We start from the raw sequence: 24,618 nt of genomic DNA, 5'->3' as shown, positions 1-24,618 counted from the left end.
CTTTTCAAAAAGATATGTATTGGGACCAGGTTCAGTCATCGTATTTGTCAGTATGGCTGACGCCTGCGACCCATCGATTTATCCGGATACCCCGCCCGAAAGCGGGGCAATGTTATTACAACAAAGATGGAATGCCGGGAATCATTCCGACTGCCAACATGGCAGCAATACAAATGATCACTGTGGCGGTTGGAATCACCAGACGGTCAACGGTAGAGAGCGTTGTCGGGCGCTCTTTATCACCGATAAGACCGTTGTTGTCCAAGAGCATAGTGACTGCCCAACCAAAGACTGGGTTAACAGCCATGGAGGCGAAAATACAAATACCCGCTGCTTGGCTCGACTTGGCGTCTTTCACCATCTGCATGCCTGCTTCAAGCAAGGGCAGGAACACACCCGATAGCAGCGCGATAGTCATCACGGGTGGCCAAGTGGCGACATCCATAGGGTAGCCAATCAAGGCAACGGCAATACATAACAGACCCAGTACAATGGCACCGCCAGGAATAGGTCGACGCGCAATCGCCGCCGGAATCATGTAGGTTCCCCACGATGAGGTGATGTTACCGCCACCCACAGAGGCCCCGACCATTTGACGAATAGAACAACCTGTCATGGTGTCATCCACGTCCATCAATACTTTTTCGGCTTTCTTAGGATAATTTAGTTCCTGGAAGATACGGTGACCAAGAAAGTCCGGTGACCACATCGCTACGGCCAGCAGTGCAAACGGCAAAGAAGCAAGAAAGTGCGACAGGTTTGGAAGACCGAGTTGCCAGCCTTGCTCGGTTGAGCCCCACCAGTAAACCGGATTCAGGTTAGGTACACCCGGTTGAGTAACAAATTCTAGTGACGAGCCTGCACCCAGGGCGGTAGCAATTAATCCACCGGTGACCGCACAGACGGGAATCGCGAGCCAGCGTTTACCGATGCGCGCCAAGAAGGCATAGATCACAATCGACACGGCGAGAATCAAAATGGAGATATAGCCCATATCAATGGCCGCACCCCAGGCGAGCAGGCTCTCAATTTGGCCTTTGGCACCCCCAAAGCCCAAGAATATCAGCAAACCACCAGCCACCCCCTGGCTCGTTAAGTTCACTAATTTAGAGCCGCCTTTGAGATAACTGAGTATCAGGCCAAAGGCACCGATTAGGATCCCTAAGGCGAGAGGATGTGCGCCGGCGAGCGCGATGGTCCCGACAAGCGGGATCATTGGCCCATGGTTACCGGCCAGGTTAGCGCGTGGATTGATAAATCCGCATAAAAGGACACAAAAAAGGAGTGCGGGGATAAGCATTTCAACCCGCGCGACCTCAACAGCAAACGCTTTACCTAAAGTCACATGATCCCACGCGGCGGTTAGCCCCTCAGCCCATGACATCATCACTGCAGAATACATAGCGATAATGCCGATGGTACCGGCCAGCGCGGGAACAAGATCCTCAATTTCAAAACGGAAGTCACGGCCAGGCAGGTTCAAGCCCCAACGGCGCGGACGCATAATTTGTAATTCGTGATTCAGGTAGTCAGCGCGGGAGGCAAATGAAGAAGCCGGCTTGTGCTTCTTTTGATATTCGCTCTTTTCTTCGTGACTCACACTGCGGTCTTGAGCATGTGTTGCCATAATTTCCTCGTCGTACAGAAAGCAAACGCTTTCGAAACAGTGGCTTAGCCAGTCTTTATGTGTTTTTAACGCTGGCCTTATGGCCGTGTTCTGTTTCGTTATCAGCATGCTAACAACAGGGTGAGCGTAGAATGTTGACTTAGATCATTACCGTGTAATTTTTTTACGTGCTACGCCCACTTGAGCCGCGGGTTTTGCCCCTGAATTGCCCCTCTCATCGCCGATAAATCCGTATTCGTGTAATTTAATTACTATTTAAGGCGATGAATATGTGCTACAAAACAGCAAGATAAACGCGCCCGATGTAAAGCGGGCGTGGTGGCATCTTGAATCTGGGTCAATAAATAAAGATAGTCCCTGCGTGCTCGCTGTAGTGATTAAAAAAGATAGGTTATAGTCGCTATATTGTCCTCTAAAAATGGATCCTTATGGTGCGCCGATTGTTCCGCCTTGTTGTTTGTCCTCGCATGCTGATGCCAACGTGGCGTCGTTTGAGTTTGGGCGCGTTATTGCTTTGCCCTGTCATGGTCGTGCAGGCGGCGGGGGTAGACACGGTGAGCGCTGCGATTCAAAACGGCGATTATCAAGATGCGCTTACCCAGGCGGACACCTTGCTGACCCCATCGGAGCAGCAGGCGTTAGTCCCCTCTGAGCGTGCAGAGTTACAACGTTTGCAAGCCATCGCCCACCTTTACCTTGATCAGCGTGCGGAAGCGTATCGCGCTTATCGTCAGGCGTTGACACTGAACGGACTGAGTAAAGCGAGTGAAGCGGATGCGTTGACGGCGGTGATTAGCTTGGCGTTTCGGGTTGAGCAATATGAAGAAGTATTGAACTATGCTCGCCAACTTCGTGATAAGCATACACTGCAGCCAACCTCTGCCCGTTTCGCGATGCAGGCTGCTTATGCGCTATCGCGTTTCGATGTGGCGATTGAATATGCGCGCCAGCTGCAAAAGCTCGGTGCGGAGGATGCCTTTATTCTGCAAACCAAAGGGCTTAGCGAGATGGCGCTATCACGCTTTAAGGCGGCAGCAGCGACATTCGATAAGTTGGTCAATCAACCCGATGTGGCCCCTCGTTGGTTAGAGCAGGCCGCACGCGCCCACGCCAAAGCGGGCTCGCACCAAACGGCACGTCAGTACTTAGCGCGCGCCCATGCCGATATTTCCCTTTATCGTACGCTAGCGGCCTCGTTGTTAGAGCAAGATGCATCACAGCAGGCGTTGCGGTATTGGCAACAGGGATTACAGCAATTGACCCGGCTGCCCACGCGTGATGAGCAGTTATTTCTGGTGCAGTGTTTGATTAAAACAGGCCAGCGCGTGGTAGCGCTAAACTGGATCAGTGAAGTAAATTTGAGCGAGCCAGATAAGCAAACGCTCAAACTACAGGTGATGCTTGCGTATCAACTTAATCATTGGCAGGAAGTGATTGATACCGCGCAAGTGGCGCTCTCTTATGGTCTAAAAGATGATCGTATGCTGTGGCAGTGGTTATCCATCAGTGCGATTAAAGCCGGGGACTATGCGCTGGCAGACTATGCGTTAGAACAGTGGGAGGCGCGTGATCCCACCGGCCTTGCCGAGCGCTGGCGTGACACCCTAGAGCTGCTTAAAGCGAAGCGAGCGAAACGTCGCGACGCGCGGCTGTCATAAGGAGGTTGCCTACGTTAAAGGCAGTACTGTCTTTTTTAGTAGACGTTTAACTATGGTGTTCACAGTTTTGTTACGCACCGTGGATCGTATTGAAATGAAATAAATTGCACGTCTCTCCCCTCTAATGCCAATTTTTATCAGCTTTCTCGATAAAAAGAACCCGCTTTCTTCAAGTTAACTTCTATACTTACCTCGGTTAAAGCCGCTTTATCGAGGTTAATGGCTGACACAGCAATTGTTGGTTTTTTCAGCAGTAAATTTTACAATTGACTTTTTATGCAGTAATAGTGACTATAATGAATGCGCTTTAAAGGTTAACAAAATGTTGCTCATTGGATTGAGGGGTGATATTTTCGATCCATACTCAGTGCATTTGGTGCGCTTTAACCACAAATACAATAGATTTCACGGATGACAGGAGTTAGCGCATGACGGATGCTGTGGCGCTACAGGTAAAATCACTTAAAAAAAGCTTTGGGCAGCATCAAGTGCTCAAAGGTATTTCCCTCGACGCCCACCGCGGCGACGTGATTTCCATTATCGGCTCTTCCGGCTCTGGCAAGAGCACCTTTCTTCGCTGTATCAATTTGCTGGAAACCCCCACGGGCGGTGAAATTTGGGTCAATGGTGAGTTGATCAAAATGAAAAACAACCGTGCCGGTGAACCCGTTCCCGTCAGTGACAAGCAAGTGCAACGCATTCGTTCGCGTCTGGCGATGGTGTTTCAAGGGTTCAATCTTTGGTCGCATATGACGGTGCTGCAAAATGTTATCGAAGCACCCGTGCATGTGCTAGGCGTGCCCAAGGCACAAGCGATTGAAGAAGCAGAAGCGTTATTACACCGCGTTGGGCTTTATGAGCGCCGCGACTACTACCCAGGCCATTTATCCGGTGGCCAGCAACAACGTGCAGCGATTGCGCGCGCACTCGCCGTCGAGCCAGAAGTCTTGCTGTTTGATGAGCCAACCTCCGCGCTGGATCCTGAATTAGTAGGAGAAGTGCTGGGGGTGATGCGTTCGCTGGCTGAGGAAGGGCGCACCATGCTGGTGGTGACCCATGAAATGAGCTTTGCGCGCGATGTTTCTAACCATGTGATGTTCTTGCACCAAGGATTAGTGGAAGAGCAAGGCAACCCCAAAGAGTTGTTTGATTCGCCAGAATCAGAGCGTTTGCAGCAGTTTATCTCATCGATTTATTAATCTATTTAGTAAAAATATCAATAGCATAACCATGCAATAGGGCAATGCCCTGACAACATCGTAAAAACGACAGGAGACAGGAAGATGAAAAAATGGCTAGTTGCCGCCGCTGTAATGGCCGCGGTTGGGTCAACCTCCGTAGCAGCCAAGGATTGGAAGGTCGTACGTTTTGGTATCGAAGGCGCGTACCCTCCATTTAGTTGGACCACTAACGAAGGCGAGCTGAAAGGCTTTGATGTCGATATGGCCAATGCACTCTGCGAAGAGATGCAGGCAAAGTGTAAGATTGTGGCGCAGGATTGGGATGGTATTATTCCATCGCTGCTGGCACGTAAATACGATGCCATTATCGCCGCGATGTCTATTACCGAAGAGCGTAAGCGAAAAGTTGACTTCACCAACAAATACGCGCTGATCCCTAATAAATTTGTGGCCGAAAAAGGCACTGATCTGACTTTTTCCAAAGAGGGCTTAGAGGGCGTTAAAATTGGTGTACAACGTGCGACGACCCACGATAAATACCTGACTGATAACTATGGTGACTCGGTCGATATCGTTCGTTACGGCACCTTTGACGAAGCCTACCTGGACCTAAAAGCAGGCCGTATTGAGTCAATCCTTGGCGATGCGTCGGCACTCCAACAAGGGCTGCTCGACAAAGAGGGGGGTGACGAGTTTGCATTCATTGGCCCGTCACTCACTGACCCTGAGTGGTTTGGTGAAGGCTTTGGTATTGCGACACGTAAGCAAGACAAAGAACTGACCAAGAAGCTCAACCAAGCGATCGATTCGTTGCGTGAAAAAGGCGTGTATGACGAGATTGCTGCCAAGTACTTTGACTACGACGTTTATGGCGAGTAATAGGCAGGCGGGCAGCATGAAAGTGCTGCCCGATTCATATGATTGATTTGAAAGGTTACGAGTGGTCCCTGCTCGAAGGCGCATGGGTGACCCTTCAGGTTGCGCTGCTCTCGTTAGGTCTTGCCATGCTACTGGGTATGCTGGGCGCACTGGCGAAACTCTCCAAATTTGGCTGGCTGCGTGGGATAGCGACCGTCTATACCACAGTGATACGCGGGATCCCTGATCTGGTGCTGATGATGCTGATTTTTTACGGCGGGCAAATGCTGCTAAATAACAGTTTGTATGGCATCAATGAGTGGCTTAACGAATACATGGCCGGTCAAGATCCCAATCACGACTGGACATCTTATTTACCCGATTACATCGATGTGAGCCCATTTATTGCCGGGATCCTAACCATCGGGTTTATCTTTGGTGCTTACATGGCGGAAACCTTCCGTGGCGCGATTATGGCGGTGGATTCAGGAGAGATGGAAGCCGCACGTGCCTATGGCATGAGCAGCAGTTTGGCATTCCGCCGTATTCTGCTGCCGCAGATGATCCGACATGCGCTGCCAGGCTTTGGTAACAATTGGTTGGTGCTGCTCAAAACCACCGCGCTGGTATCAATCATTGGCCTTGATGACATGGTGCGAAAAGGGGCGCTGGCGGCCGGCTCAACCCAGATGCCCTTTACGTTTTACTTTACCGTTGCCCTGATTTTCTTGCTCTTTACCAGCATCTCGACCACGGGACTGCGCTGGATGGAGCGCCGTTTTAGCATTCACACGCGGTAGGTGACCATGGATTTTTCTCTTGTACTCGAAACCTGGCCGATATACTTAGACGGCCTTTGGACCACCGTGTGGTTGGTGGCTTCTGCGTTGGTGATTGGCTTAGTGGTGGCGGTGCCGGTGGCGGTGGCGCGTAATGCGCAATTTCCTTTATGGCGCTATCCCGCATGGGCGTTTATTTACTTTTTCCGTGGCACGCCGCTGTTGATTCAACTGTATTTGATTTACTACGGCTTAAGTCAGGTAGTGAATGTTGAAGATACCTTGTGGCAACATGCTTGGTTCTGCGCCTTGGTAGCCTTTGTGCTCAACACAGCCGCTTATACCGCTGAAATCATCCGTGGCGCCATCAATGGCCTTCCTAAAGGGGAAGTCGAGGCGGCGATTGCTTATGGCATGAGCCCCTACAAAGCTTTTTCGCGCATTGTGTTGCCGAGCGCGATGCGACGTGCGTTGCCCGCGTACAGTAACGAAGTGGTGTTTATGCTCCACGGCTCAGCGGTGGCAGGGATTATCACCATTGTCGATTTAACCGGTGCGGCTCGGATTGTGAACTCGCGCTATTATGCGCCGTTCGAGTCGTTTTTGACTGCGGGTGTGTTCTATATGGCGCTGACATTTAGCATCCTTTGGATGTTCCGCTTAGCGGAGCGCCGTTTCCTACGCCATTTAAAGCCGCTTAGCTAATTGGCTTAATCTCAAATAATAAACGCCGCAGTGATCCCCTGATCATCTGCGGCGTTTTTTTATCCAAAGTGCGTGCCTTGGGGCTTACTTAAAGGTCGCCCAAATCGGTGCGTGATCTGATGGCTTTTCAATCCCACGCAGTTCGTAGTCAATCCCCGCTTCAATACAGCGGCTGGCCAGAACTTGGGTGGCTAACACCACATCAATACGCAGGCCGCGGTTATCGTCAAAGCCGCGAGAGCGGTAGTCGAACCACGAAAACTGATCGTTCACGCTAGGATGTAGGGCACGGAAGGTGTCAACAAACCCCCAATCCATCAGGGTGCCCAGCCACTCACGCTCTTCGGGCAAGAATGAGCACTTGCCAGTGCGTAGCCAGCGTTTGGCGTTTTGCTCGCCAATACCGATGTCATCGTCTTTCGGGCTGATATTGATATCGCCCATCACCACCAGCTGTTCACTCGGGTCACGGCCGGCTAAATAGGTCATCAGGTCTTGATAAAACTTCCGCTTGGCGGGGAATTTGGTTTCGTGGCTGCGGTTTTCCCCTTGTGGGAAGTAACCATTGAGCACAGTGATCGGCTTGCCGTGTTCGTCTTCAAAGGTCGCCATGATCATCCGGCGTTGAGCCTCCTCGTCATCAGTGGGAAAGCCTTTTTGTACGCTGATAGGGGACTTCTTACACAGCATTGCCACGCCATAATGGGCTTTTTGGCCATGAAAGTGCACTTCATAACCCATGGCTTCGACGTCAGCAAGGGGGAAGGCGTCGTCATGAACTTTGGTTTCTTGTAACCCGATCACGTCAGGTTGATGCTTTTCAATCAAGGCTTGCAATTGATGCAAACGAGCACGAATACCATTGATATTGAATGAAATGATTTTCACGTGTGAGGCTGCCTTTGTTGTCTTATTAATAGCAAGACACTTTACCAGCTTCGTTCAATGAACGGAAAGGCGGCCTCTATTTTTACCGGTTATGGAAACGCGCGATATGGTCTAAGCGTTAGTGCGCGAGAGCAAACTCACCCAAGCATTCGCCTTGGCTAAAAATAGTGCCAAGCTCGGTGCTGGGATCAAACTGTAGCGTCGGTTGGGATAATGTTGGTAGGCGATGTAGCAAGTGCTTGAGGATAATATCCCCATTAAATTGATGGATCGCGACCTGCCAATTGGCAAGGTTAGGGAGTGAAAAGTTAACTATCAATGGCGTTCCTTACTGTTTTGTTTGCGTTGTTAGCGGTTTTCGTTTGTGTTTGCGTACGGCGTAAATGATACCAGTGACGCAGTCTGCCGTTAGTCGCGGCCATATTTTATCTCCATGAGTTAAATGATTATTGCTCTGCCCCCTCAGTGGTTATCCATCATGAGCCGCGCAAATGCGCCGGTCCCTTTGGAATGAGCGATCACCATCAATACAGTGATACCCACTAATGAGTGATAGCAAAAGGGTTGTTAACGGGTTATCAATCTAGGAAAAAAGCGAAAGTGGATTACTGCAGAGAGTCTATGCGGGAAATAGCGTGGTCTGTCTCGACTTTGACTTGATGTCTTTTGATGCTCCGTATCTAGAGCTTTAGCTACACTACAGCATTTTATGCGGATGTAAAGGGCTTTTTAGAAACCCGGTGCCTTTATGTTTCGTGTTCGACTCTATCGGCAATGAGCGTTTGGATGGCTTTCGAAAATTTCGAATGTTGACAGATTTTCGAATATTTCAGATACTAAGCAGTACATAGGCTTATACCGCCTGAAATCAAAGCCGAGAAAAATACGATGAATATGACAACACTGCCAAGTGCCGAAGAAATCACACTGGCTAAGCTTAGTAGCCAAGCGTTATCAGCCGTTATAGAAACCAATGGTGAAGCGCAAAAAATTCATGTCGTCGATAAGTCTGGTCAGAGTCATGAAGTCACTATTCCATCAAGTGCACTAAACATGATGATTGAGGTGCTGACGCAATTAGGCCATGGTAACTCAGTGAGTATTACCCCTATTCATGCCGAGCTGACCACGCAAGAAGGGGCTGACATGCTCAATATGTCTCGTCCGACATTTATCAAGCTGCTTGATGCTAATGAGATCCCATATAGTCGTACAGGTAACCGCAGGAAGGTGGCCTATGCCGATTTGATGGCGTATAAGAATCGCTTAGAAGAGAAACGGCTAGCAGCACTTGCTGAACTATCAGCGTTAGATCAAGAAATGGGTATGGGGTATTGATGACATCCTATWCGGTAATTTTAGACGCATGTGTTATGTACCCCGCGCCACTTCGCAGCTATCTCATGTATTTGTCCAACACGGGGTTATTTAGAGCACGATGGACAGAACAAATACATGATGAATGGATCAGAAATCTCCGCAGAAACAATCCAGATGTCGACCCAGAACGATTAGAGAGAACCAAGCAGCTGATGAATGCGCATGTTCCTGATTGCTTGATTGAAGGATATGAGCCATTGGTAGACGGTTTAACCTTACCAGATGTAGATGATAGACATGTTGTTGCCGCTGCCATTAAAGGGCAAGCAGAGTCTATCATCACCTTCAATTTAAAAGACTTCCCTTCAGAGGCACTTGATCCACTTGGTTTATCTGCCATACATACAGACGAATTCCTATGCGACATGTTTGAACTAGATAGCAGCGCTTGCGTTAAGGCTGCTCAACAACAAAGGCGTGGCCTGAAGAACCTTCCCATGACTTCAGATGACTTTTTAGCCTGTTTGCAACGGCAAAAACTGCCTAGCTTTGTCTCAAAACTAAGAAGCTTTAGCTGTATGCTTTAGTCGACTTCGTACATCGATATTAAGCGTTAGTGCTTGCCTAGCGTTATACCTATCACGCAACGCTCAGCGAAGGTTGTTTGGTAAAGCCGAGTTGTCTTTAAAAAGTTATGCCAGGCTGCAGACGAGGGTGTTGTACTTCGCGGTCGAATTCGCGTTCACTTTTTCATGAGCAAATAATCAAAAATTTGACGAAGCTATTATGTTCATATGGTTATCATGGCTCAGTATTTTAATTGACATATGATTTTTCACATATATGATTTATCGTATGTGTTGGTAAAGAGAAAATGCAGATGTGTCACACACTCACTTTTTACAAAGCTTTATCCGAGCCCACTCGGCTCACCTCTCTATTGCTACTCTCACAGCATGGTGAGTTATGCGTATGCGATTTGATGGAGGCGTTAGCCCTGAGTCAACCCAAGATTTCTCGACATTTGGCGGAGCTACGTAAACATGATTTTGTGATAGGAGAGCGTCGCGGTAAGTGGGTCTATTACCGGTTGCATCCAGCTTTACCGGAGTGGATGCGCGGTATTTTACTGACCACGGTAAAACACAATCCTGCCATGTTGCCACCTGTTGAACCAACGGCCTTAAACCAGACTTGTTGTGAGGTAAAACAATAATATGAATGATAACGAACTCCCAAATATCACGGCCGATGCGTTTGATATTCCGTCGGCTGATAAGTTTGCGGTGCAGTCATCGAGCCACCGCCCTCGTATCTTGTTGCTATATGGTTCCTTGCGGGCGCGTTCATACAGTCGACTGGTGGTTGAGGAAGCGGCGCGCCTACTGACGGCGATGGGGGCCGAGGCGCGGATTTATGATCCTAGTGGCTTACCCGCGCCCGATAGTGTTGATCCTTCACATGAGAAAGTAGCGGAATTGCGCGAGTTGATGATGTGGTCTGAAGGGCAGGTTTGGTGTTCGCCTGAACGCCACGGTTCGATGACCAGTATCATGAAAAGCCAAATCGATTGGGTGCCTTTAAGTCTTGGGGCCGTGAGGCCAACCCAAGGCAAAGTGCTCGCAGTGATGCAAGTATGTGGGGGCTCTCAATCATTCAATACGGTTAATCAGCTCCGTGTTCTCGGCCGCTGGATGCGTATGTTTACCATTCCGAACCAATCATCGGTGCCCAAAGCCTATTTAGAGTTTGATGAACAAGGCCGGATGCTGCCATCGCCTTTTTATCAACGCATTGTTGATGTGGTGGAAGAGCTTATGAAATTCACGCTCTTACTTCGTGACAACAAAGACTATCTCGTTGATCGCTACTCTGAGCGCGTTGAGAGTGCCGATGAACTATCAGCACGTGTCAATCAACGTCAGATATAAAAAGGAAATATCGCGATGACTCAATCTGAAACCTGTGCGCCGTCGGCCGCCCAAAAAATGGGATGGCTCGATCGGTATTTAACCGTGTGGATTTTCCTCGCCATGGCCATTGGGGTGAGTGTGGGGTGGCTTTTTCCCGACGTTGCGACCATCAGTGAACGCTTATCGGTCGGGAGCACCAATGTGCCGCTGGCGATTGGCTTGATCTTAATGATGTATCCGCCACTGGCAAAAGTGAATTATCGTTTATTGGGTTCGGTCACGCGCGACAAAAAAGCCATCACGCTGTCGCTGATCATGAACTGGGTCGTGGGTCCCATTCTTATGTTCGCGCTGGCGGTGCTGTTTTTACGTGATGAGCCAGGCTACATGGCAGGAGTGATACTAATTGGCTTAGCACGCTGTATTGCCATGGTCTTGGTGTGGAACGACATCAGTGGTGGCAATAAAGAGTATGGCGCAGCCCTAGTGGCACTGAATAGCTTATTTCAGATCCTGACCTACAGTGTGATGGCATGGCTATTTATCACCGTTTTACCTCCTATGCTGGGGTTACAAAGCTATGTGGTGGATGTCACCATGGGGGACATCGCGCAAAGTGTGCTGATCTATCTGGGCATCCCTTTTTTGGCGGGCTATCTATCACGTACCGTGCTGGTCGCTAAAAAAGGTGAACAATGGTACGAAGACGTCTTTTTGCCACGTATTTCCCCGATAACGTTAATCGCTTTGTTGGCGACCATTGTGTTGATGTTTAGCCTAAAAGGGGAGGCGATTATTGCCTTACCGCTCGATGTGTTACGCATTGCCGTGCCGCTAGTAAGCTACTTTGTGTTGATGTTCTTTATTAGCTTCTTTGTGGGCAAAAAACTGGGGATCCCGTATGACCGAAACGCGTCAATTGCGTTTACCTCATCCGGTAATAACTTTGAATTGGCGATTGCGGTGGCAATAGCGGTGTTTGGCATTCACTCTGATCAAGCCTTTGCAGGAGTGATTGGGCCGCTGGTGGAAGTGCCTGTGTTAATTGCCTTGGTGAATGTCGCGCTAAGTATGAAGCGGCGTTATACGATTTAATATGAAGCTTTTATGAATTCCGGCCTGTCCCGGTTGCATGCATGCTTGGGTTTATTAATATTCGCATATCCATATATGCATTTAGTGAAGTGTAGTGAGAGAGCCTATGTTGCCTCATCAGTTTTTCAAATTATTGGCCGATGAAACGCGCGTGCGATGTTTACTGCTTATTGCCCGTGAAGGGCAGTTATGTGTGTGCGAGCTCACCGAAGCGCTGGACACCTCGCAGCCGAAGATCTCACGTCATTTGGCGCAACTGCGGGCCAGTGGGGTGTTGGTTGATACGCGCCAAGGGCAATGGGTGTTTTATCGCTTAGCCGCTGATTTACCGGGCTGGATGCGCAAACAAATTCAGGGGTTAGTTGATTCCAACTGCCTAAAAGACACTTATCAAGAAGATATCACGCGGCTTGCCAAGATGGCGTCACGCCCCACCTGCTGCGTGTAAAGGAGAGAGTAATGACAATTAAAGTCGGGATCAATGGGTTTGGCCGTATCGGTCGCTTAGCACTGCGGGCAGCATTTGATTGGCCAGAGCTCGAGTTTGTGCATATTAACGATGTGGCGGGAGATACTGAAACGCTGGCGCATTTGCTGGAGTTTGATTCGGTACAAGGGCGTTGGCATCACGCGGTGAGTGCAGAAGGCAACCGCGTGCAGATTAACGGCAAGACACTGACGACAAGCCAAGAAAAAGCGATTGATGCAGTCGACTGGTCAGGCTGCGATGTGGTGATTGAAGCAACGGGAAAACACCGTGACGCGGATTTGCTGCAACAGTACTTGGACCAAGGCGTGAAGCGCGTAGTGGTCTCTGCACCGGTCAAAGATGAGCGTGTGGCGAATATCGTAGTGGGCGTCAATGACGCGATTTTTGATCCGAGCAAACATCGAATTGTTACTGCGGCGTCGTGTACCACGAACTGCCTGGCACCGATTGTGAAAGTGATCCATGAAAAACTGGGAATTGCGCAGTCAACCTTCACCACCATTCATGATTTAACCAATACCCAAACGATTTTAGACGCGCCGCATAAAGACTTACGTCGCGCCCGTGCGTGCGGCATGAGCTTGATCCCGACCACCACAGGATCAGCAACGGCCATTGTGGAAATTTTCCCGGATCTAAAAGGCAAGATTAATGGCCATGCAGTGCGTGTCCCGCTCGCCAATGCGTCACTGACGGATGTGATTTTTGATGTGGAAACCGATACCACCGCCGACGAGGTGAATGCACTGTTGCAAGAGGCCGCGGACGGCGAGCTTAAAGGCATTCTTGGCTTTGAGGCGCGTCCTTTAGTCTCGATTGATTACCGTGGCGATCAGCGCTCTACTATTGTCGATGGTTTATCCACCATGGTAGTGGGCAAGCGTATGGTCAAAATCTATGCGTGGTATGACAACGAAATGGGTTATGCCACGCGTACCGCTGAGTTGGTGCGCAACGTCGGTCTTGTCGATCAGTAAGTGATACTTTGTAACGCTGGCGGTGCATGCAGTGCATCGCCTTTATTTACCGCTTTTATCAAACCTAAATAGACGGCCACTATGTTTGCTCAATTAAGCCAATCTGTGCGCCAGTACATGCTGGTTACCTTTAACTATTGGAACTTCACTATCACCGACGGTGCCCTGCGGATGTTGGTGGTGCTGTACTTTTATGACTTAGGCTACGGCACCTTAGAAATTGCCTCGTTATTTTTGTTTTACGAATTCTTTGGGGTAGTGACCAACCTTGTCGGCGGCTGGTTAGGGGCTCGATTAGGGCTTAACCGCACCATGAATATTGGCCTAGGCATGCAAATTGTGGCGCTTACTATGCTGGCGGTACCCGCGGCGTGGCTCACCATCCCCTGGGTGATGGCGGCACAAGCGCTATCTGGGATTGCGAAAGATCTCAATAAAATGAGTGCGAAAAGTGCGATCAAAACCCTGGTGCCCGATAATGCACAGGGTGCGCTGTTTAAGTGGATTGCGATCCTCACCGGCTCTAAGAACGCGCTCAAAGGGGCAGGCTTTTTTGTCGGTGGCGCACTGCTGTCTCTCATTGGCTTTCAATACGCGGTGGCAGCCATGGCCGGTGTGCTGACTGTGGTCTTTATTGGCAGTGTGGTGTCACTAAAAGCGGATTTAGGTAAAGCTAAAAGTAAGCCTGAGTTTTCAGAAATATTTTCCAAGTCGCGCAGCGTCAATATCCTCTCAGCGGCACGCATGTTTCTCTTTGGTGCGCGAGACGTGTGGTTTGTCGTCGCCTTACCGATTTATTTAGGCAACACATTCGGCTGGAGCCATAGTATGGTCGGTGGCTTTCTTGCGCTATGGGTGATTGCTTACGGCGTGGTGCAAGGGATTGCCCCGAAAATGACTGGGCGCCAAGCTGGCCATTCGCCGGGTGGTAAAGCGGCATTAGGTTGGGCAGGTTTATTGGCCGTGGTGACCGGCATCATTGCTTATGCAATTGGCGAACAGTGGTATCCGCAAGGGGTGATTATCGTTGGACTCATGGTGTTTGGGGCGATATTTGCGATTAACTCTTCACTGCATTCCTACCTGATCGTCAGCTACGCCAAAGGTGACGGTGTGTCACTGGATGTGGGGTTCTATTATATGGCGAACGCCATGGGACGCTTAATTGGCACCGTGTTATCCGGTTGGATTTTCCAAGTGTGGGGGCTAGCAGCCTGTTTGTGGGTCTCGTTCGCCTTCTTGTTCATCACGACGGTGATTTCGCTGTGGTTACCCAAAACGCCGGCCGTGATAGCCCACACTTAAACCAATAGGGGCAAGCATGCATATGCTTACCCCTGTTTCAAACTACGGCTACTCATTAAGCATGTTGCTAATTTTCTTCTGCAGCTCTTTATCTTCACGTGCTTGACGAAAAACAGCGTTATATTCTTCTATCGTCAGGCCCGTTGCTTCAATCGCTTGCGCCATTTCTTTCTGCGTCTGTGCCATTAGCGCTTTCGCTTTTTCTTCACTACGAATGCTCTCGAGCTTACTTTGATAGTCTTTAGACATTGAAACCACTTGTTCAGCGGCCTCTGCATAGCTGCTTATCACTTGGTCGGTCAGCTGATCCGCTGACAGTTCGTTTGTTTCGTTGGCAGCAAAACTTGGCAGACTGGCTGCAACAACAAACGCAAAAGATAGGGTCGCTAATAAACGTTTCATTAATACTCTCCTTTTATTCATCACGGTCACCCTAAAAGAGATGGAGAGTGACGGTCAAACGCGAATAAGCAATCAGACAAATTCTCACAAGATCATGACATTGTTGATGCTGTAAGGATTGCTCAGTYTTTTCGAATAACTCCAACAAGTTGCTCTGCCGACTTTCCCTCGCGCACTCCTTATACTGTATAGCGTAGAGAGAGGAGGACGTATGGGAAAACTGATAGACGGTATTTGGCATGATGTGTGGTATGACACCAAGTCTTCGGGAGGGCGATTTGTCCGTGAAGACGCGGGTTTTCGTCATTGGGTGACCGCCGATGGCCAAGCTGGACCCAGTGGCGATGCGGGCTTTAACGCTGAATCAGGCCGCTATCATCTGTATGTGTCTCTTGCTTGTCCGTGGGCGCATCGGACTCTGATTATGCGTCATTTAAAAGGGCTTGAGCCTCATATTGATGTCACCGTGGTGGCACCTGAAATGTTAGAGCATGGCTGGACATTCTCAGAGCCAGAGCCCTTATATGGCTTTGACTACGCGCACCAGTTGTACACCAAAGCCAAGCCTGACTACACGGGTCGGGTCACTGTGCCGATTTTATGGGATAAGCAAACCCAGACCATTGTCAGTAATGAATCAGCCGATATCATTCGGATGTTTAATTCGGCGTTTAATGATATTACGGGTAATCATGACGATTATTACCCAGAAAACCTGCGTGCAGCGGTTGATCAGTGGAATGAATTTGTTTACCCCAACGTGAACAACGGCGTGTATAAATGTGGCTTTGCCACCGAACAAGCGGCTTATGAAGACGCCTTTGATCAGCTATTCAGTGCATTGACGGTATTGGACGACCATCTGAGTCGCAACCGCTATCTGGCCGGCAATCAGATCACAGAAGCAGACTGGCGGCTGTTCACAACGTTAATTCGCTTTGATCCTGTGTACGTGGGTCACTTTAAATGTAACAAACAACGTATTGTCGATTACTGCAACTTGTTCTGTTATATGAAAGAGTTGTTTCAGGTGCCAGGCGTGGCCGAGACGGTCGATATGCATCATATCAAAACCCATTACTATTACAGTCACGGCAACATTAATCCGACACGCATTGTGCCTAAAGGGCCAGAGCAAGATTTGTGGTCGCCGCATGGGCGTGCATCAGTCAGCTCTCGTGGCAAGTGATTGAGCCGTTGACAAAAAACAACGAAAAAGGGCCAGCAGATGCTGGCCCTTAAAGWTGGTGGTGGAGGAAGGATTCGAACCTTCGAAGGCTGAGCCGTCAGATTTACAGTCTGATCCCTTTGACCGCTCGGGAACTCCACCACGCGATTGGGGCGAATCTTACCAAACCGATTGGAGCTGTAAAGGGTTTTCTCAATCTCAGAATGCGGTTGGTGTTTTTTTCAACGTCTTGCGTCCAAAATCAGCGATAAGCGTTGTTTTTATCGCTTTTTGAAACCTGCCTTCATTTACATAGTCTGAGTGCTATGTGGCAAAATCTCGAATTTGGATGTAATACCGAGCAAAAACAACGTCTTTACAATTCTTTAAGGACAAAAAAAAGTAGATCAGTACACTGGTGCTATTCAAATAATAAGGTGTGATGCAATGAAAAAAGGAATGCTACTGGGCGCCGTGATGTTGGCCGGCGTTGCGTTCTGGCAGTGGGAAGGTATACAGCCCTCGAACGAGGAAGCCTCTGCGCCACCATCGGGTGCGCGATCTGTGGATGTGATGACTGCACAAGTGGAGACCAAATCGATTGCGCCGTCGCTGTCGTTGGTGGGTAACGTTAAAGCCCACCAACAGATTAATATCGAATCGGAAGTGTCGGCGCGCATTGAAACGGTGCACGTAAAGCCGGGAGAAACGGTTGAAAAAGGGGCGCCTTTGGTGACATTTAATCGTGCCAAAGCCCAAGCAGCGGTACTGGAAGCGTCAGCTTATCTCAATGATGAGCAGCGCAAGCTAAAAGAGTACACCAAGCTGGCGCAGCGTGGTGCCTTAACGCAAACCGAGTTGGAAGCACAACAAGCCAGCGTCAACATTGCCAAAGCCCGTCTGCAGTCGGCGCAATCTGATTTAGATGATCATCGCCTAACCGCGCCCTTTTCGGGTCGCATTGGTTTGTTTGATTTAAGTGTCGGTCAGCGCGTGGATGTGGGTGAAACCCTCTTTAGCCTCGATAATCTGTCGCGAATGAATTTGGATATTCAAGTCCCAGAGCAGTATTTTAGCCGCTTATATCCTGAAATGCCGGTGGCAGTGACCTCACAAGCTTGGCCGGACAAAACGTTCAATGGTGAGATTCAGGTCGTGGACTCGCGCATCAACCAAGACGCGTTATCTGTTGGTGTCCGGGTCGCGTTGGATAACCCTGAAAGCCAGCTGCAACCTGGTATGCTGATGGAAGCAAAATTGGCCTTACCACAACAGCAAGCGGTGATTGTCCCGGTGCAAGCGCTGCAGTATTCCGGCACCCGTCGCTATGTATTTCGCGTTGATGATGAAGGTATTGCCCATCGTACCGAAATTACCCTCGGTGCACGCATTGATAACCAAGTGGTGGTGAGTAAAGGACTTGAACCAGGCCAAAACATCGTTGTACAAGGCCTGGTGAATATGCGCGATGGTGCACAAGTATCAGTGTTAAATGCAGAAGCGCCTAAACATCAAGCTGATGATCAAAGCCGTGTCGATGAGACCGCATCTGAGACGGAGGCAAGCTAATGTGGTTGTCTGATGTGTCGGTAAAACGGCCGGTGATGGCGGTTGTCTTGAGTTTGCTGTTATGTGWGTTTGGAGCTGTGTCTTTTTCGACGCTCTCTGTGCGTGAGATGCCGGATATTGATAGCCCTGTGGTGAGTATTTCCACGCGCTACTCAGGCGCGTCGGCGAGTATTATGGAAAGCCAGGTTACACAGTTGATTGAAGATGAGCTGTCCGGGATAAGCGGCATTGATGAAATTACGTCAGTCAGTCGCAACGGCTCATCACGGATCACGGTAGAATTTAACCTCGATCATCCGCTGACCGAAGGCGTGAGTGACGTGCGCGATGCCGTGGCGCGCGCACAAGGCGGACTGCCTGATGATGCCAATGATCCGATTGTGTACAAAGACAACGGTACTGGTGAAGCGGCGGTGTATATCAACTTGGCCTCGTCAGAAATGGATCGCAATCAGCTCACTGAATACGCCCAGCGCACCCTGGAAGACAGATTCAGTTTGATCTCTGGGGTGAGCTCAGTCGATTTATACGGTGCGCTGTATAAAGTGATGTATGTGAAACTGGATCCCACCCAAATGGCGGGACACGGTGTCACTACCCAAGATATTCTCGATGCATTGCGTAGCGAGAATCTAGAGAGTCCCGGTGGACAGATTCGTAACGACGTGATGACCATGCCGGTGCGTAGCGACCGGTTATATCATGATGCAGAAGACTTTAAACAACTGGTGGTGCGCACCACGGCTGATGGTACGGCGATTTATTTGTCGGATGTGGCGGAGGTGGCAATTGGCTCTCGCAATGAAGATGCGACCTATAAAAACAATGGTATCAACAACCTGAGTTTGGCCTTGATCCCACAATCCGATGCTAATCCGCTCGATATTTCTGATCGCGCTCACAAGCTTGTCGATGAAATGCAAGCCTTCCTGCCCGAAGGCACGCGTCTGTGGGTCGATTACGATACCACGGTGTTCATTGATCGCTCGATTGAAGAGGTATATAGCACCCTCTTTATCACAGGGGCGTTGGTGGTGCTGGTATTATATATCTTTATCGGCCAAGCGCGTGCGACACTGATTCCCGCGGTGACCGTGCCTGTGTCATTGATTTCGGCGTTTATTGTGGCCTCTGCTCTTGGGTTCTCCATCAATCTGCTCACCTTAATGGCGCTGATCTTAGCGATTGGCTTAGTGGTGGATGATGCCATTGTGGTGGTCGAAAACATTTTCCACCACTTACAGCAAGGCGATAAACCCTTGGTGGCCGCTTACCGTGGCGCACGAGAGGTGGGCTTTGCGGTGATCGCGACCACCGCGGTGTTGGTGATGGTGTTCCTTCCCATTACCTACATAGATGGCATGATTGGTAAGTTGTTCACCGAATTTGCGGTGATGCTCGCCGTCACCGTGCTCTGTTCGTCCTTAATAGCGTTGACCCTCACGCCGGTGCTCGGCAGTAAATTGCTGCGCTTAAATGTAACATCCAGTCCTGTGAACCGTGCTATCACTCGTGGGTTTGATGTGCTCGAAGGCTACTATCGCCGGGCGTTGGAGCATGTACTGCGCTGGCGTTGGTTGGCACCTGTAGTGATCTTGCTCTGTATTGGCGGCAGTGGCGTGTTGATGCAGCACTTACCATCGCAATTAGTGCCACAAGAAGATCGTGGGGTGTTGCTGGCGTTTGTCCGTGGTGCGGAAGGCACCGCCTATAACCGCATGGTGGGCAACATTGAGCAAATTGAGCAGCGCTTGATGCCCTTAGTTGAAGCGGGCACTTTGAGTTCGGTGAGCTTGCAGACACCAGCGTTTGGTGGTCGTGCTGGCGATCAAACCGGCTTTGTGATCATGCTATTGCCGGATTGGGATGAGCGCGACCGTTCAGCGCAAGCCATTCTCGGGGAAGTGCGTCAGGTACTGAATGGCGTGCCAGATGTACAAGTGTTCCCGTTTGCCCCTGGCTTTGGCGGTCGAAGCTCTGAACCGGTGCAATTTGTACTCAGCGGCCCAGACTATCCTGAGTTGCATCGCTGGGCGGAAAAACTGGGCGAAATGAGTCGTGAAGCGGGCATGATTGATAGCCCGGACTATGACTACAGCCAAAATACGCCTGAGCTAGTCATCAAAGTAGACCGCCGTCGTGCGTCTGAACTTGGCATTTCGGTACGGGACGTCTCCGACACCTTGGAAGTCATGTTAGGTGGTCGCGCGCAGACCAGCTACGTGGATCGCGGTGAAGAATACGATGTTTATGTGCGCGGCGATGAAAATGCGTTTAGCAGTAAAAGCGATCTCAGCCGTATCTATATGCGCAGCCGCAGCGGCAAGTTGGTCTCGCTGGATGCGGTAACCACGGTGGAAGAAACCGCCTCTGCGCAGCGTCTAAGCCATACCAACAAGCAAAAATCGATCACCTTATCGGCGCACTTAGGTGAGGATGTGACGCTCGGCCAAGCACTCGATTATCTCGACTCCGCGGCGGCCGAGACATTACCTGCCGATATCTCGGTGGGCTACTCGGGCGAGTCGAAAGATTTTCGTGATAACCAAACCAGTGTGCTGGTGGTGTTTGGTTTAGCCCTCTTGGTATCGTACTTGGTGTTAGCGGCGCAATTTGAAAGCTTTATCAACCCCTTGGTAGTGATGTTGACGGTGCCCATGGGGATGCTAGGTGGCTTTTTAGGTTTGTGGCTGACCAACCAAGGGATCAATATCTATAGCCAAATTGGTTTGATTATGCTGATTGGTATGGTGACGAAAAACGGTATCTTAATCGTGGAGTTTGCCAACCAACTGCGTGACCGTGGCATTGCATTTGAAAAAGCGATTATCGATGCGTCAGTCCGTCGCTTGCGACCGATTTTGATGACGGCGTTTACCACTTTGGCAGGGATGATCCCGCTGATCTTGTCAACCGGTGCGGGGGCGGAAAGTCGTATCGCGGTTGGGACGGTGATCTTCACCGGTATGGCGTTTGCGACCTTTGTTACCTTGCTGGTGATCCCGGCGATGTATCGTCTGCTCTCCATTCATACTCACTCGCCTGAGTATGTGGCGCAACAGTTGGATAAAGCGCTCGCGGTAGAAACCGTGCATCGGACCAGTCATGGTGAGTTTGATACCCATCCGCATGATGAGCCGCACAAATAACGATGTGTTGACTCTCGACACAAAAACCGCCTCATTGCGAGGCGGTTTTTTATTGCTTGTCGCTGCCAGTGGATGCGCGCTGTTACGCGTTTTCGGCTTGTTTGCGTTGCAGTGCGGCTTGTACGTCTGCTTGGTTGGCCAGATAGTCATCTAAGCCACGCTGACGCAAGTGACAGGCTGGACACTCGCCACAGCCAGTGCCTTTAATCCCGTTATAACAGGTTAGGGTGTGGTCGCGCACAAAATCGAGAGCGTGATACTGGTCTGCCAGTGCCCACGTTTCAGCTTTATTCAGCCACATCAATGGTGTGACTAAGGCGAGTTGTCTGTCCATGCCGCGCTCAAGGGCTTGCTGCATTGATTGAATAAAATCGTTACGACAATCTGGGTAGCCAGAAAAGTCAGTTTCGCAGACACCGGTGATCACCGCCTCAGCGCCAATTTGATAGGCGTAGATACCCGCTAAAGTCAAAAACAAGATATTACGTCCCGGCACAAAGGAATTGGGCAGGCCGTTTTCGTTCAGTGCATTGGAAACAGGAATGTTGTCGCGTGTGAGCGAGCTAATCGCCAATTCATTGAGTAAGCCAACATCCAATACCTTATGCGCACTCACTTTGCGGTTTGCAGCAATCTCACGAGCAACATCAATTTCTTGCTTGTGGCGCTGGTTATAGTCGAAAGTGAGGCAATGCACTTCGTCGTATTCTGCTTGCGCTTGAATCAAACAGGTGGTTGAATCCTGTCCTCCGCTAAATACCACAACGGCTTTTTTCATCGGTTTGTCCTTTGGCGGTGCTACTCACCCAGTGTTACACAGAGCACGGATGGTACCCCTGTGTGTTATCGACAGCAAGCCAGATGCGATGATCTGAGTGTTGCGTTATCACAAACAAAACCCCTGCTCCTGTGAGCATCAAGTGCTACAGTAACGGTATTTAGATGTCACGATTGATCGAGCGATGAAAGTAGAACGAGTAACTACCTCATTAAATGTGGATGATTATGAGTTAACGCAGAGCCGTCTTGCTATCTTAGAAGGGATCGCGCGTGGCGAGCGCGCAATTACCGAAGAGAAGCTCTTGAGTCACCATGATGCCAAAGAACAAATGTCCAAATGGCTCAGCGGCTGACTGCGCGTCAGGCAACGCGCAGTGCTCGTCTCTATGCTTACTATTTCACCACAAAGGCTTTTAACCCTTCGAGCGTTTCAGCTGGGATAGAGCAGCTTTTACCGGTTTTAAAATCGCAATAGACAATCAAGGCCTCGCCCTCGGCCACACAGCGCTCTTGATTGTGACTGTAGATTTCATACTTCATCGCATAGCGCTTTTCTTGAATATCCTCGACCCAAGCGACGGTGGTGATGGTATCTGGATACACCAAAGGAGCGCGATAATCGCAGCGGGTTGAGGCGACCACGGGACCAACATGCAGCCGTTTGGCTAGCTCGAACACTTCCAGTTTTTCAAGCATCACCACGCGTACATCTTCAAAATAGCGAAAGTACACGGTGTTATTGATGTGTTGCATGGCATCCATGTCGTTCCAGACAATCGCCTGCGTATGAGAGAGCGGGTAGTTTTTTACTGGGATATTAGCCACAAGACAATCCTCCTTAATTGTGTGCCTTGATTGCACACCAAGCCCAATGACAAGACAAGCCGCGCAGGTATAAATACGGAGCTTTGTCTAACAATGACGTAACAAAATACATAAGTCGACAAAGTGGTTATCAGGGTGTGTGGCGCTAATCGATTAATGTGGCAGCAATCAGACTCTGGTATGATACGCCCCCTTTGGCCGTGCTTGGGCGCGGCATGATTTACTTTTGTTGTGGATACGACTTTGACTGATACCGCTTTTTCCTCGCTTGCGTTACCCGCTGATTTACTCGATAACTTAGCAACCTTGGGTTATACGCACATGACGCCCATTCAGGCGCAGAGCTTACCGTCTGTGCTCAATGGCAAAGATATTATTGCCCAAGCAAAAACCGGCTCGGGGAAAACGGCGGCGTTTAGTCTGGGCGTGTTAGCCAAACTGAACGTAAAACGCTTTCGCGTGCAATCTTTGGTGCTGTGTCCAACCCGTGAGCTGGCCGAGCAAGTGGCGGTTGAGATGCGTAAGTTGGCGCGTGGTCGCCATAATGTCAAAGTACTGACACTGTGTGGCGGGGTATCGATTGGCCCGCAAATTGGCTCACTGGAGCATGGTGCACACATTATTGTCGGCACTCCGGGGCGTGTGGATGACCATTTACGCAAGGGTACATTGCGCCTCGATGATGTTGAAACCTTGGTGTTGGATGAAGCCGATCAGATGCTGGATATGGGCTTCCAAGATACCTTGGATGCTATCATTGCGCGTGTTCCCGCTCATCGCCAAACCTTATTATTCAGCGCCACCTTCCCGCGCTCGATCAATGCTATTGCGCAGCGAGTGCTGAGCCACCCTGTCTCCGTTAAAGTGGATGAGGTGCAAACGCAAAGTACAATCTCGCAACACGTCTATAAAGTTGATGACAACAGGCAGCGTTACCAGGCGTTAAAGTTACTTTTATTGCACTTTCAGCCGCAAAGCTGCGTGGTGTTCTGTACGACCAAAGCTCAAACCCAACAAGTTTGCGATAACCTAGAAGATGACGGTTTTAGCGCCGTTGCCTTGCATGGCGATATTGAACAGCGTGGCCGTGAGCGCACCTTGGTAAAATTTGCCAACAAAAGTGCGTCCGTGCTGGTGGCCACTGATGTGGCAGCGCGAGGCTTAGACATTGATGACATGGATATGGTGATCAACTATCAACTCGCCCACGATCCGCAAACTCACGTGCACCGCGTTGGACGTACCGGTCGCGCTGGCAAAAAAGGGGTGGCGTGTTCGCTATATAACGATGCCGAGCACTATAAGCTGGCGATGATTGGCGATCAGTATGGCCGCGATTTTCTCCCCGAAGCCCTGCCGCCGCAGCACTTGCTTGACACTGCGCCTTACCAGCCTGAGATGGCAACCTTGATGATTGACTCAGGTAAAAAACAAAAAGTACGCGCGGGTGATATTTTGGGCGCGCTGACCGGTCAAGCGGGCATTGACGGTAAGCAGGTGGGCAAAATCAATGTGCTAGATAATGTGGCGTTTATTGCAGTGTCGCAATCCTGCGTTAAAGCCGCGTTGCGTAAGCTGAATGATGGAAAAGTGAAAGGCCGCACCATTCGCGCCCGCCGGGTTTGATCTTTACCGTAAGCTATAGAGTAGCTTGCTAAGCTGCTAAATTAACTGCAATGGTGCCATTGGCGTAGGTGACACAAGCCCCAGCACGATGATGGGTATGTGCACATTGTCAACGGGCGCCAGTTGCACTGCGCCTGTTACGATTGGCGCCAATTTTGACCCCCGATGTCGGATGGCACGCGGCCCATATCGTGATAATGATTGGCATTGTGCTGGCGCTTATGCCGACCTACGCCTGGTTTATATATGCCGACCTACGCCTGGTTTATATATCGGTGGTGCCATCGGCGACGATTGCTCGTT

At 50.0% G+C, this 24,618-nt stretch carries 23 protein-coding genes, 1 tRNA gene and 1 pseudogene; 18 read left to right on the top strand and 7 right to left on the bottom strand.

Annotated features, from left to right (window positions below):
* Window positions 1-115 precede the first annotated feature (115 nt).
* The gene (locus BZG13_RS04140) at window positions 116-1,627 is read right to left on the bottom strand and encodes a DUF3360 family protein (protein WP_077485300.1); all 1,512 of its coding nucleotides are present in this window, start codon (window positions 1,625-1,627) and stop codon (window positions 116-118) included.
* Between the two features lie 428 nt (window positions 1,628-2,055).
* Here BZG13_RS04140 and BZG13_RS04135 point away from each other — a divergent pair, with 428 nt between their 5' ends.
* From BZG13_RS04135 to BZG13_RS04115, 5 genes are all read left to right on the top strand, one after another.
* Window positions 2,056-3,285, top strand: a complete 1,230-nt coding sequence (locus BZG13_RS04135) for a tetratricopeptide repeat protein (RefSeq protein WP_077485298.1) — start codon at window positions 2,056-2,058, stop codon at window positions 3,283-3,285.
* 428 nt (window positions 3,286-3,713) lie between these two features.
* Window positions 3,714-4,484: an ABC transporter ATP-binding protein gene (locus tag BZG13_RS04130; protein WP_069361038.1), complete on the top strand. Its 771-nt coding sequence runs from the start codon at window positions 3,714-3,716 to the stop codon at window positions 4,482-4,484.
* 84 nt (window positions 4,485-4,568) lie between these two features.
* Window positions 4,569-5,345 (top strand): ABC transporter substrate-binding protein, encoded by a 777-nt coding sequence (locus BZG13_RS04125; protein ID WP_077485296.1) that lies wholly within the window; start codon window positions 4,569-4,571, stop codon window positions 5,343-5,345.
* A 38-nt stretch (window positions 5,346-5,383) separates the two neighbouring features.
* Complete coding sequence (locus tag BZG13_RS04120; RefSeq protein ID WP_069361036.1) at window positions 5,384-6,124, top strand: ABC transporter permease; 741 nt, start codon at window positions 5,384-5,386, stop codon at window positions 6,122-6,124.
* Between the two features lie 6 nt (window positions 6,125-6,130).
* Window positions 6,131-6,808, top strand: a complete 678-nt coding sequence (locus tag BZG13_RS04115) for an ABC transporter permease (protein ID WP_069361035.1) — start codon at window positions 6,131-6,133, stop codon at window positions 6,806-6,808.
* Between the two features lie 84 nt (window positions 6,809-6,892).
* Here the strand turns inward: BZG13_RS04115 and xthA are convergent, their stop codons facing one another.
* Together xthA and BZG13_RS04105 are read right to left on the bottom strand one after the other, a co-directional pair.
* Complete coding sequence (gene xthA / locus BZG13_RS04110; RefSeq protein ID WP_077485294.1) at window positions 6,893-7,696, bottom strand: exodeoxyribonuclease III; 804 nt, start codon at window positions 7,694-7,696, stop codon at window positions 6,893-6,895.
* 118 nt (window positions 7,697-7,814) lie between these two features.
* Window positions 7,815-8,015: a hypothetical protein gene (locus BZG13_RS04105; RefSeq protein WP_077456687.1), complete on the bottom strand. Its 201-nt coding sequence runs from the start codon at window positions 8,013-8,015 to the stop codon at window positions 7,815-7,817.
* A 569-nt stretch (window positions 8,016-8,584) separates the two neighbouring features.
* Here BZG13_RS04105 and BZG13_RS04100 point away from each other — a divergent pair.
* From BZG13_RS04100 to arsJ, 8 genes are all read left to right on the top strand, one after another.
* A complete protein-coding gene (locus BZG13_RS04100) occupies window positions 8,585-9,034 on the top strand; it encodes a helix-turn-helix domain-containing protein (RefSeq protein WP_198935503.1) in 450 nt (149 codons plus the stop codon).
* On the top strand, window positions 9,034-9,603 hold the full coding sequence (locus tag BZG13_RS04095) for a PIN domain-containing protein (RefSeq protein ID WP_077485290.1): 570 nt from the start codon (window positions 9,034-9,036) through the stop codon (window positions 9,601-9,603). Before BZG13_RS04100 ends, BZG13_RS04095 begins: the two co-directional genes overlap by 1 nt.
* 293 nt (window positions 9,604-9,896) lie before the next feature.
* Entirely contained in the window at window positions 9,897-10,232 is a 336-nt protein-coding gene (locus tag BZG13_RS04090) for a metalloregulator ArsR/SmtB family transcription factor (RefSeq protein WP_077485288.1), read from the top strand.
* A 1-nt stretch (window position 10,233) separates the two neighbouring features.
* Window positions 10,234-10,947, top strand: a complete 714-nt coding sequence (gene arsH, locus BZG13_RS04085; RefSeq protein WP_077485286.1) for an arsenical resistance protein ArsH — start codon at window positions 10,234-10,236, stop codon at window positions 10,945-10,947.
* Window positions 10,948-10,962: 15 nt separating this feature from the next.
* Window positions 10,963-12,024 carry an ACR3 family arsenite efflux transporter gene (gene arsB, locus BZG13_RS04080; RefSeq protein WP_077485283.1) on the top strand — a complete coding sequence of 354 codons (1,062 nt, stop codon included), beginning with the start codon at window positions 10,963-10,965 and terminating at the stop codon, window positions 12,022-12,024.
* A 106-nt stretch (window positions 12,025-12,130) separates the two neighbouring features.
* Window positions 12,131-12,472: a metalloregulator ArsR/SmtB family transcription factor gene (locus tag BZG13_RS04075; protein WP_021024015.1), complete on the top strand. Its 342-nt coding sequence runs from the start codon at window positions 12,131-12,133 to the stop codon at window positions 12,470-12,472.
* 11 nt (window positions 12,473-12,483) lie between these two features.
* Window positions 12,484-13,491 carry an ArsJ-associated glyceraldehyde-3-phosphate dehydrogenase gene (locus BZG13_RS04070; protein ID WP_077485280.1) on the top strand — a complete coding sequence of 336 codons (1,008 nt, stop codon included), beginning with the start codon at window positions 12,484-12,486 and terminating at the stop codon, window positions 13,489-13,491.
* 81 nt (window positions 13,492-13,572) lie between these two features.
* Complete coding sequence (arsJ, locus tag BZG13_RS04065; protein WP_077485278.1) at window positions 13,573-14,796, top strand: organoarsenical effux MFS transporter ArsJ; 1,224 nt, start codon at window positions 13,573-13,575, stop codon at window positions 14,794-14,796.
* Between the two features lie 48 nt (window positions 14,797-14,844).
* On the opposite strand, the gene BZG13_RS04060 is transcribed toward arsJ, so the two are convergent.
* Window positions 14,845-15,198, bottom strand: a complete 354-nt coding sequence (locus BZG13_RS04060) for a DUF4168 domain-containing protein (protein ID WP_069361029.1) — start codon at window positions 15,196-15,198, stop codon at window positions 14,845-14,847.
* Between the two features lie 211 nt (window positions 15,199-15,409).
* Between BZG13_RS04060 and BZG13_RS04055 the strand changes: the two genes are divergently transcribed.
* On the top strand, window positions 15,410-16,387 hold the full coding sequence (locus BZG13_RS04055) for a glutathione S-transferase family protein (RefSeq protein WP_077485275.1): 978 nt from the start codon (window positions 15,410-15,412) through the stop codon (window positions 16,385-16,387).
* Between the two features lie 56 nt (window positions 16,388-16,443).
* On the opposite strand, the gene BZG13_RS04050 is transcribed toward BZG13_RS04055, so the two are convergent.
* Window positions 16,444-16,528, bottom strand: a tRNA-Tyr gene (locus tag BZG13_RS04050).
* A gap of 285 nt (window positions 16,529-16,813) precedes the next feature.
* Here BZG13_RS04050 and BZG13_RS04045 point away from each other — a divergent pair.
* Window positions 16,814-17,935 carry an efflux RND transporter periplasmic adaptor subunit gene (locus BZG13_RS04045; RefSeq protein ID WP_077485272.1) on the top strand — a complete coding sequence of 374 codons (1,122 nt, stop codon included), beginning with the start codon at window positions 16,814-16,816 and terminating at the stop codon, window positions 17,933-17,935.
* Window positions 17,935-21,084 (top strand): multidrug efflux RND transporter permease subunit, encoded by a 3,150-nt coding sequence (locus tag BZG13_RS04040; RefSeq protein WP_077485269.1) that lies wholly within the window; start codon window positions 17,935-17,937, stop codon window positions 21,082-21,084. Before BZG13_RS04045 ends, BZG13_RS04040 begins: the two co-directional genes overlap by 1 nt.
* Window positions 21,085-21,166: 82 nt before the next feature.
* Here the strand turns inward: BZG13_RS04040 and queC are convergent, their stop codons facing one another.
* Window positions 21,167-21,862, bottom strand: coding sequence for a 7-cyano-7-deazaguanine synthase QueC (gene queC, locus BZG13_RS04035; RefSeq protein WP_077485265.1), 696 nt, complete (start codon window positions 21,860-21,862; stop codon window positions 21,167-21,169).
* 211 nt (window positions 21,863-22,073) lie between these two features.
* On the opposite strand from queC, the pseudogene BZG13_RS15280 reads away from it, so the two are divergent.
* A pseudogene (locus BZG13_RS15280) lies at window positions 22,074-22,217 on the top strand (type II toxin-antitoxin system Phd/YefM family antitoxin); the annotation flags it as partial.
* A 40-nt stretch (window positions 22,218-22,257) separates the two neighbouring features.
* Here the strand turns inward: BZG13_RS15280 and BZG13_RS04030 are convergent.
* Window positions 22,258-22,689 carry an acyl-CoA thioesterase gene (locus BZG13_RS04030; protein WP_241824773.1) on the bottom strand — a complete coding sequence of 144 codons (432 nt, stop codon included), beginning with the start codon at window positions 22,687-22,689 and terminating at the stop codon, window positions 22,258-22,260.
* Window positions 22,690-22,932: 243 nt separating this feature from the next.
* On the opposite strand from BZG13_RS04030, the gene dbpA reads away from it, so the two are divergent.
* Window positions 22,933-24,315 carry an ATP-dependent RNA helicase DbpA gene (gene dbpA / locus BZG13_RS04025; protein WP_077485527.1) on the top strand — a complete coding sequence of 461 codons (1,383 nt, stop codon included), beginning with the start codon at window positions 22,933-22,935 and terminating at the stop codon, window positions 24,313-24,315.
* Window positions 24,316-24,618: the final 303 nt, after the last annotated feature.

This window comes from Salinivibrio sp. ML323 (assembly GCF_001995745.1).
Lineage (GTDB): Bacteria > Pseudomonadota > Gammaproteobacteria > Enterobacterales > Vibrionaceae > Salinivibrio > Salinivibrio kushneri.
Note: the sequence above shows the minus strand (reverse complement) of the source record. Positions and strands in the feature narration are given on the sequence as shown.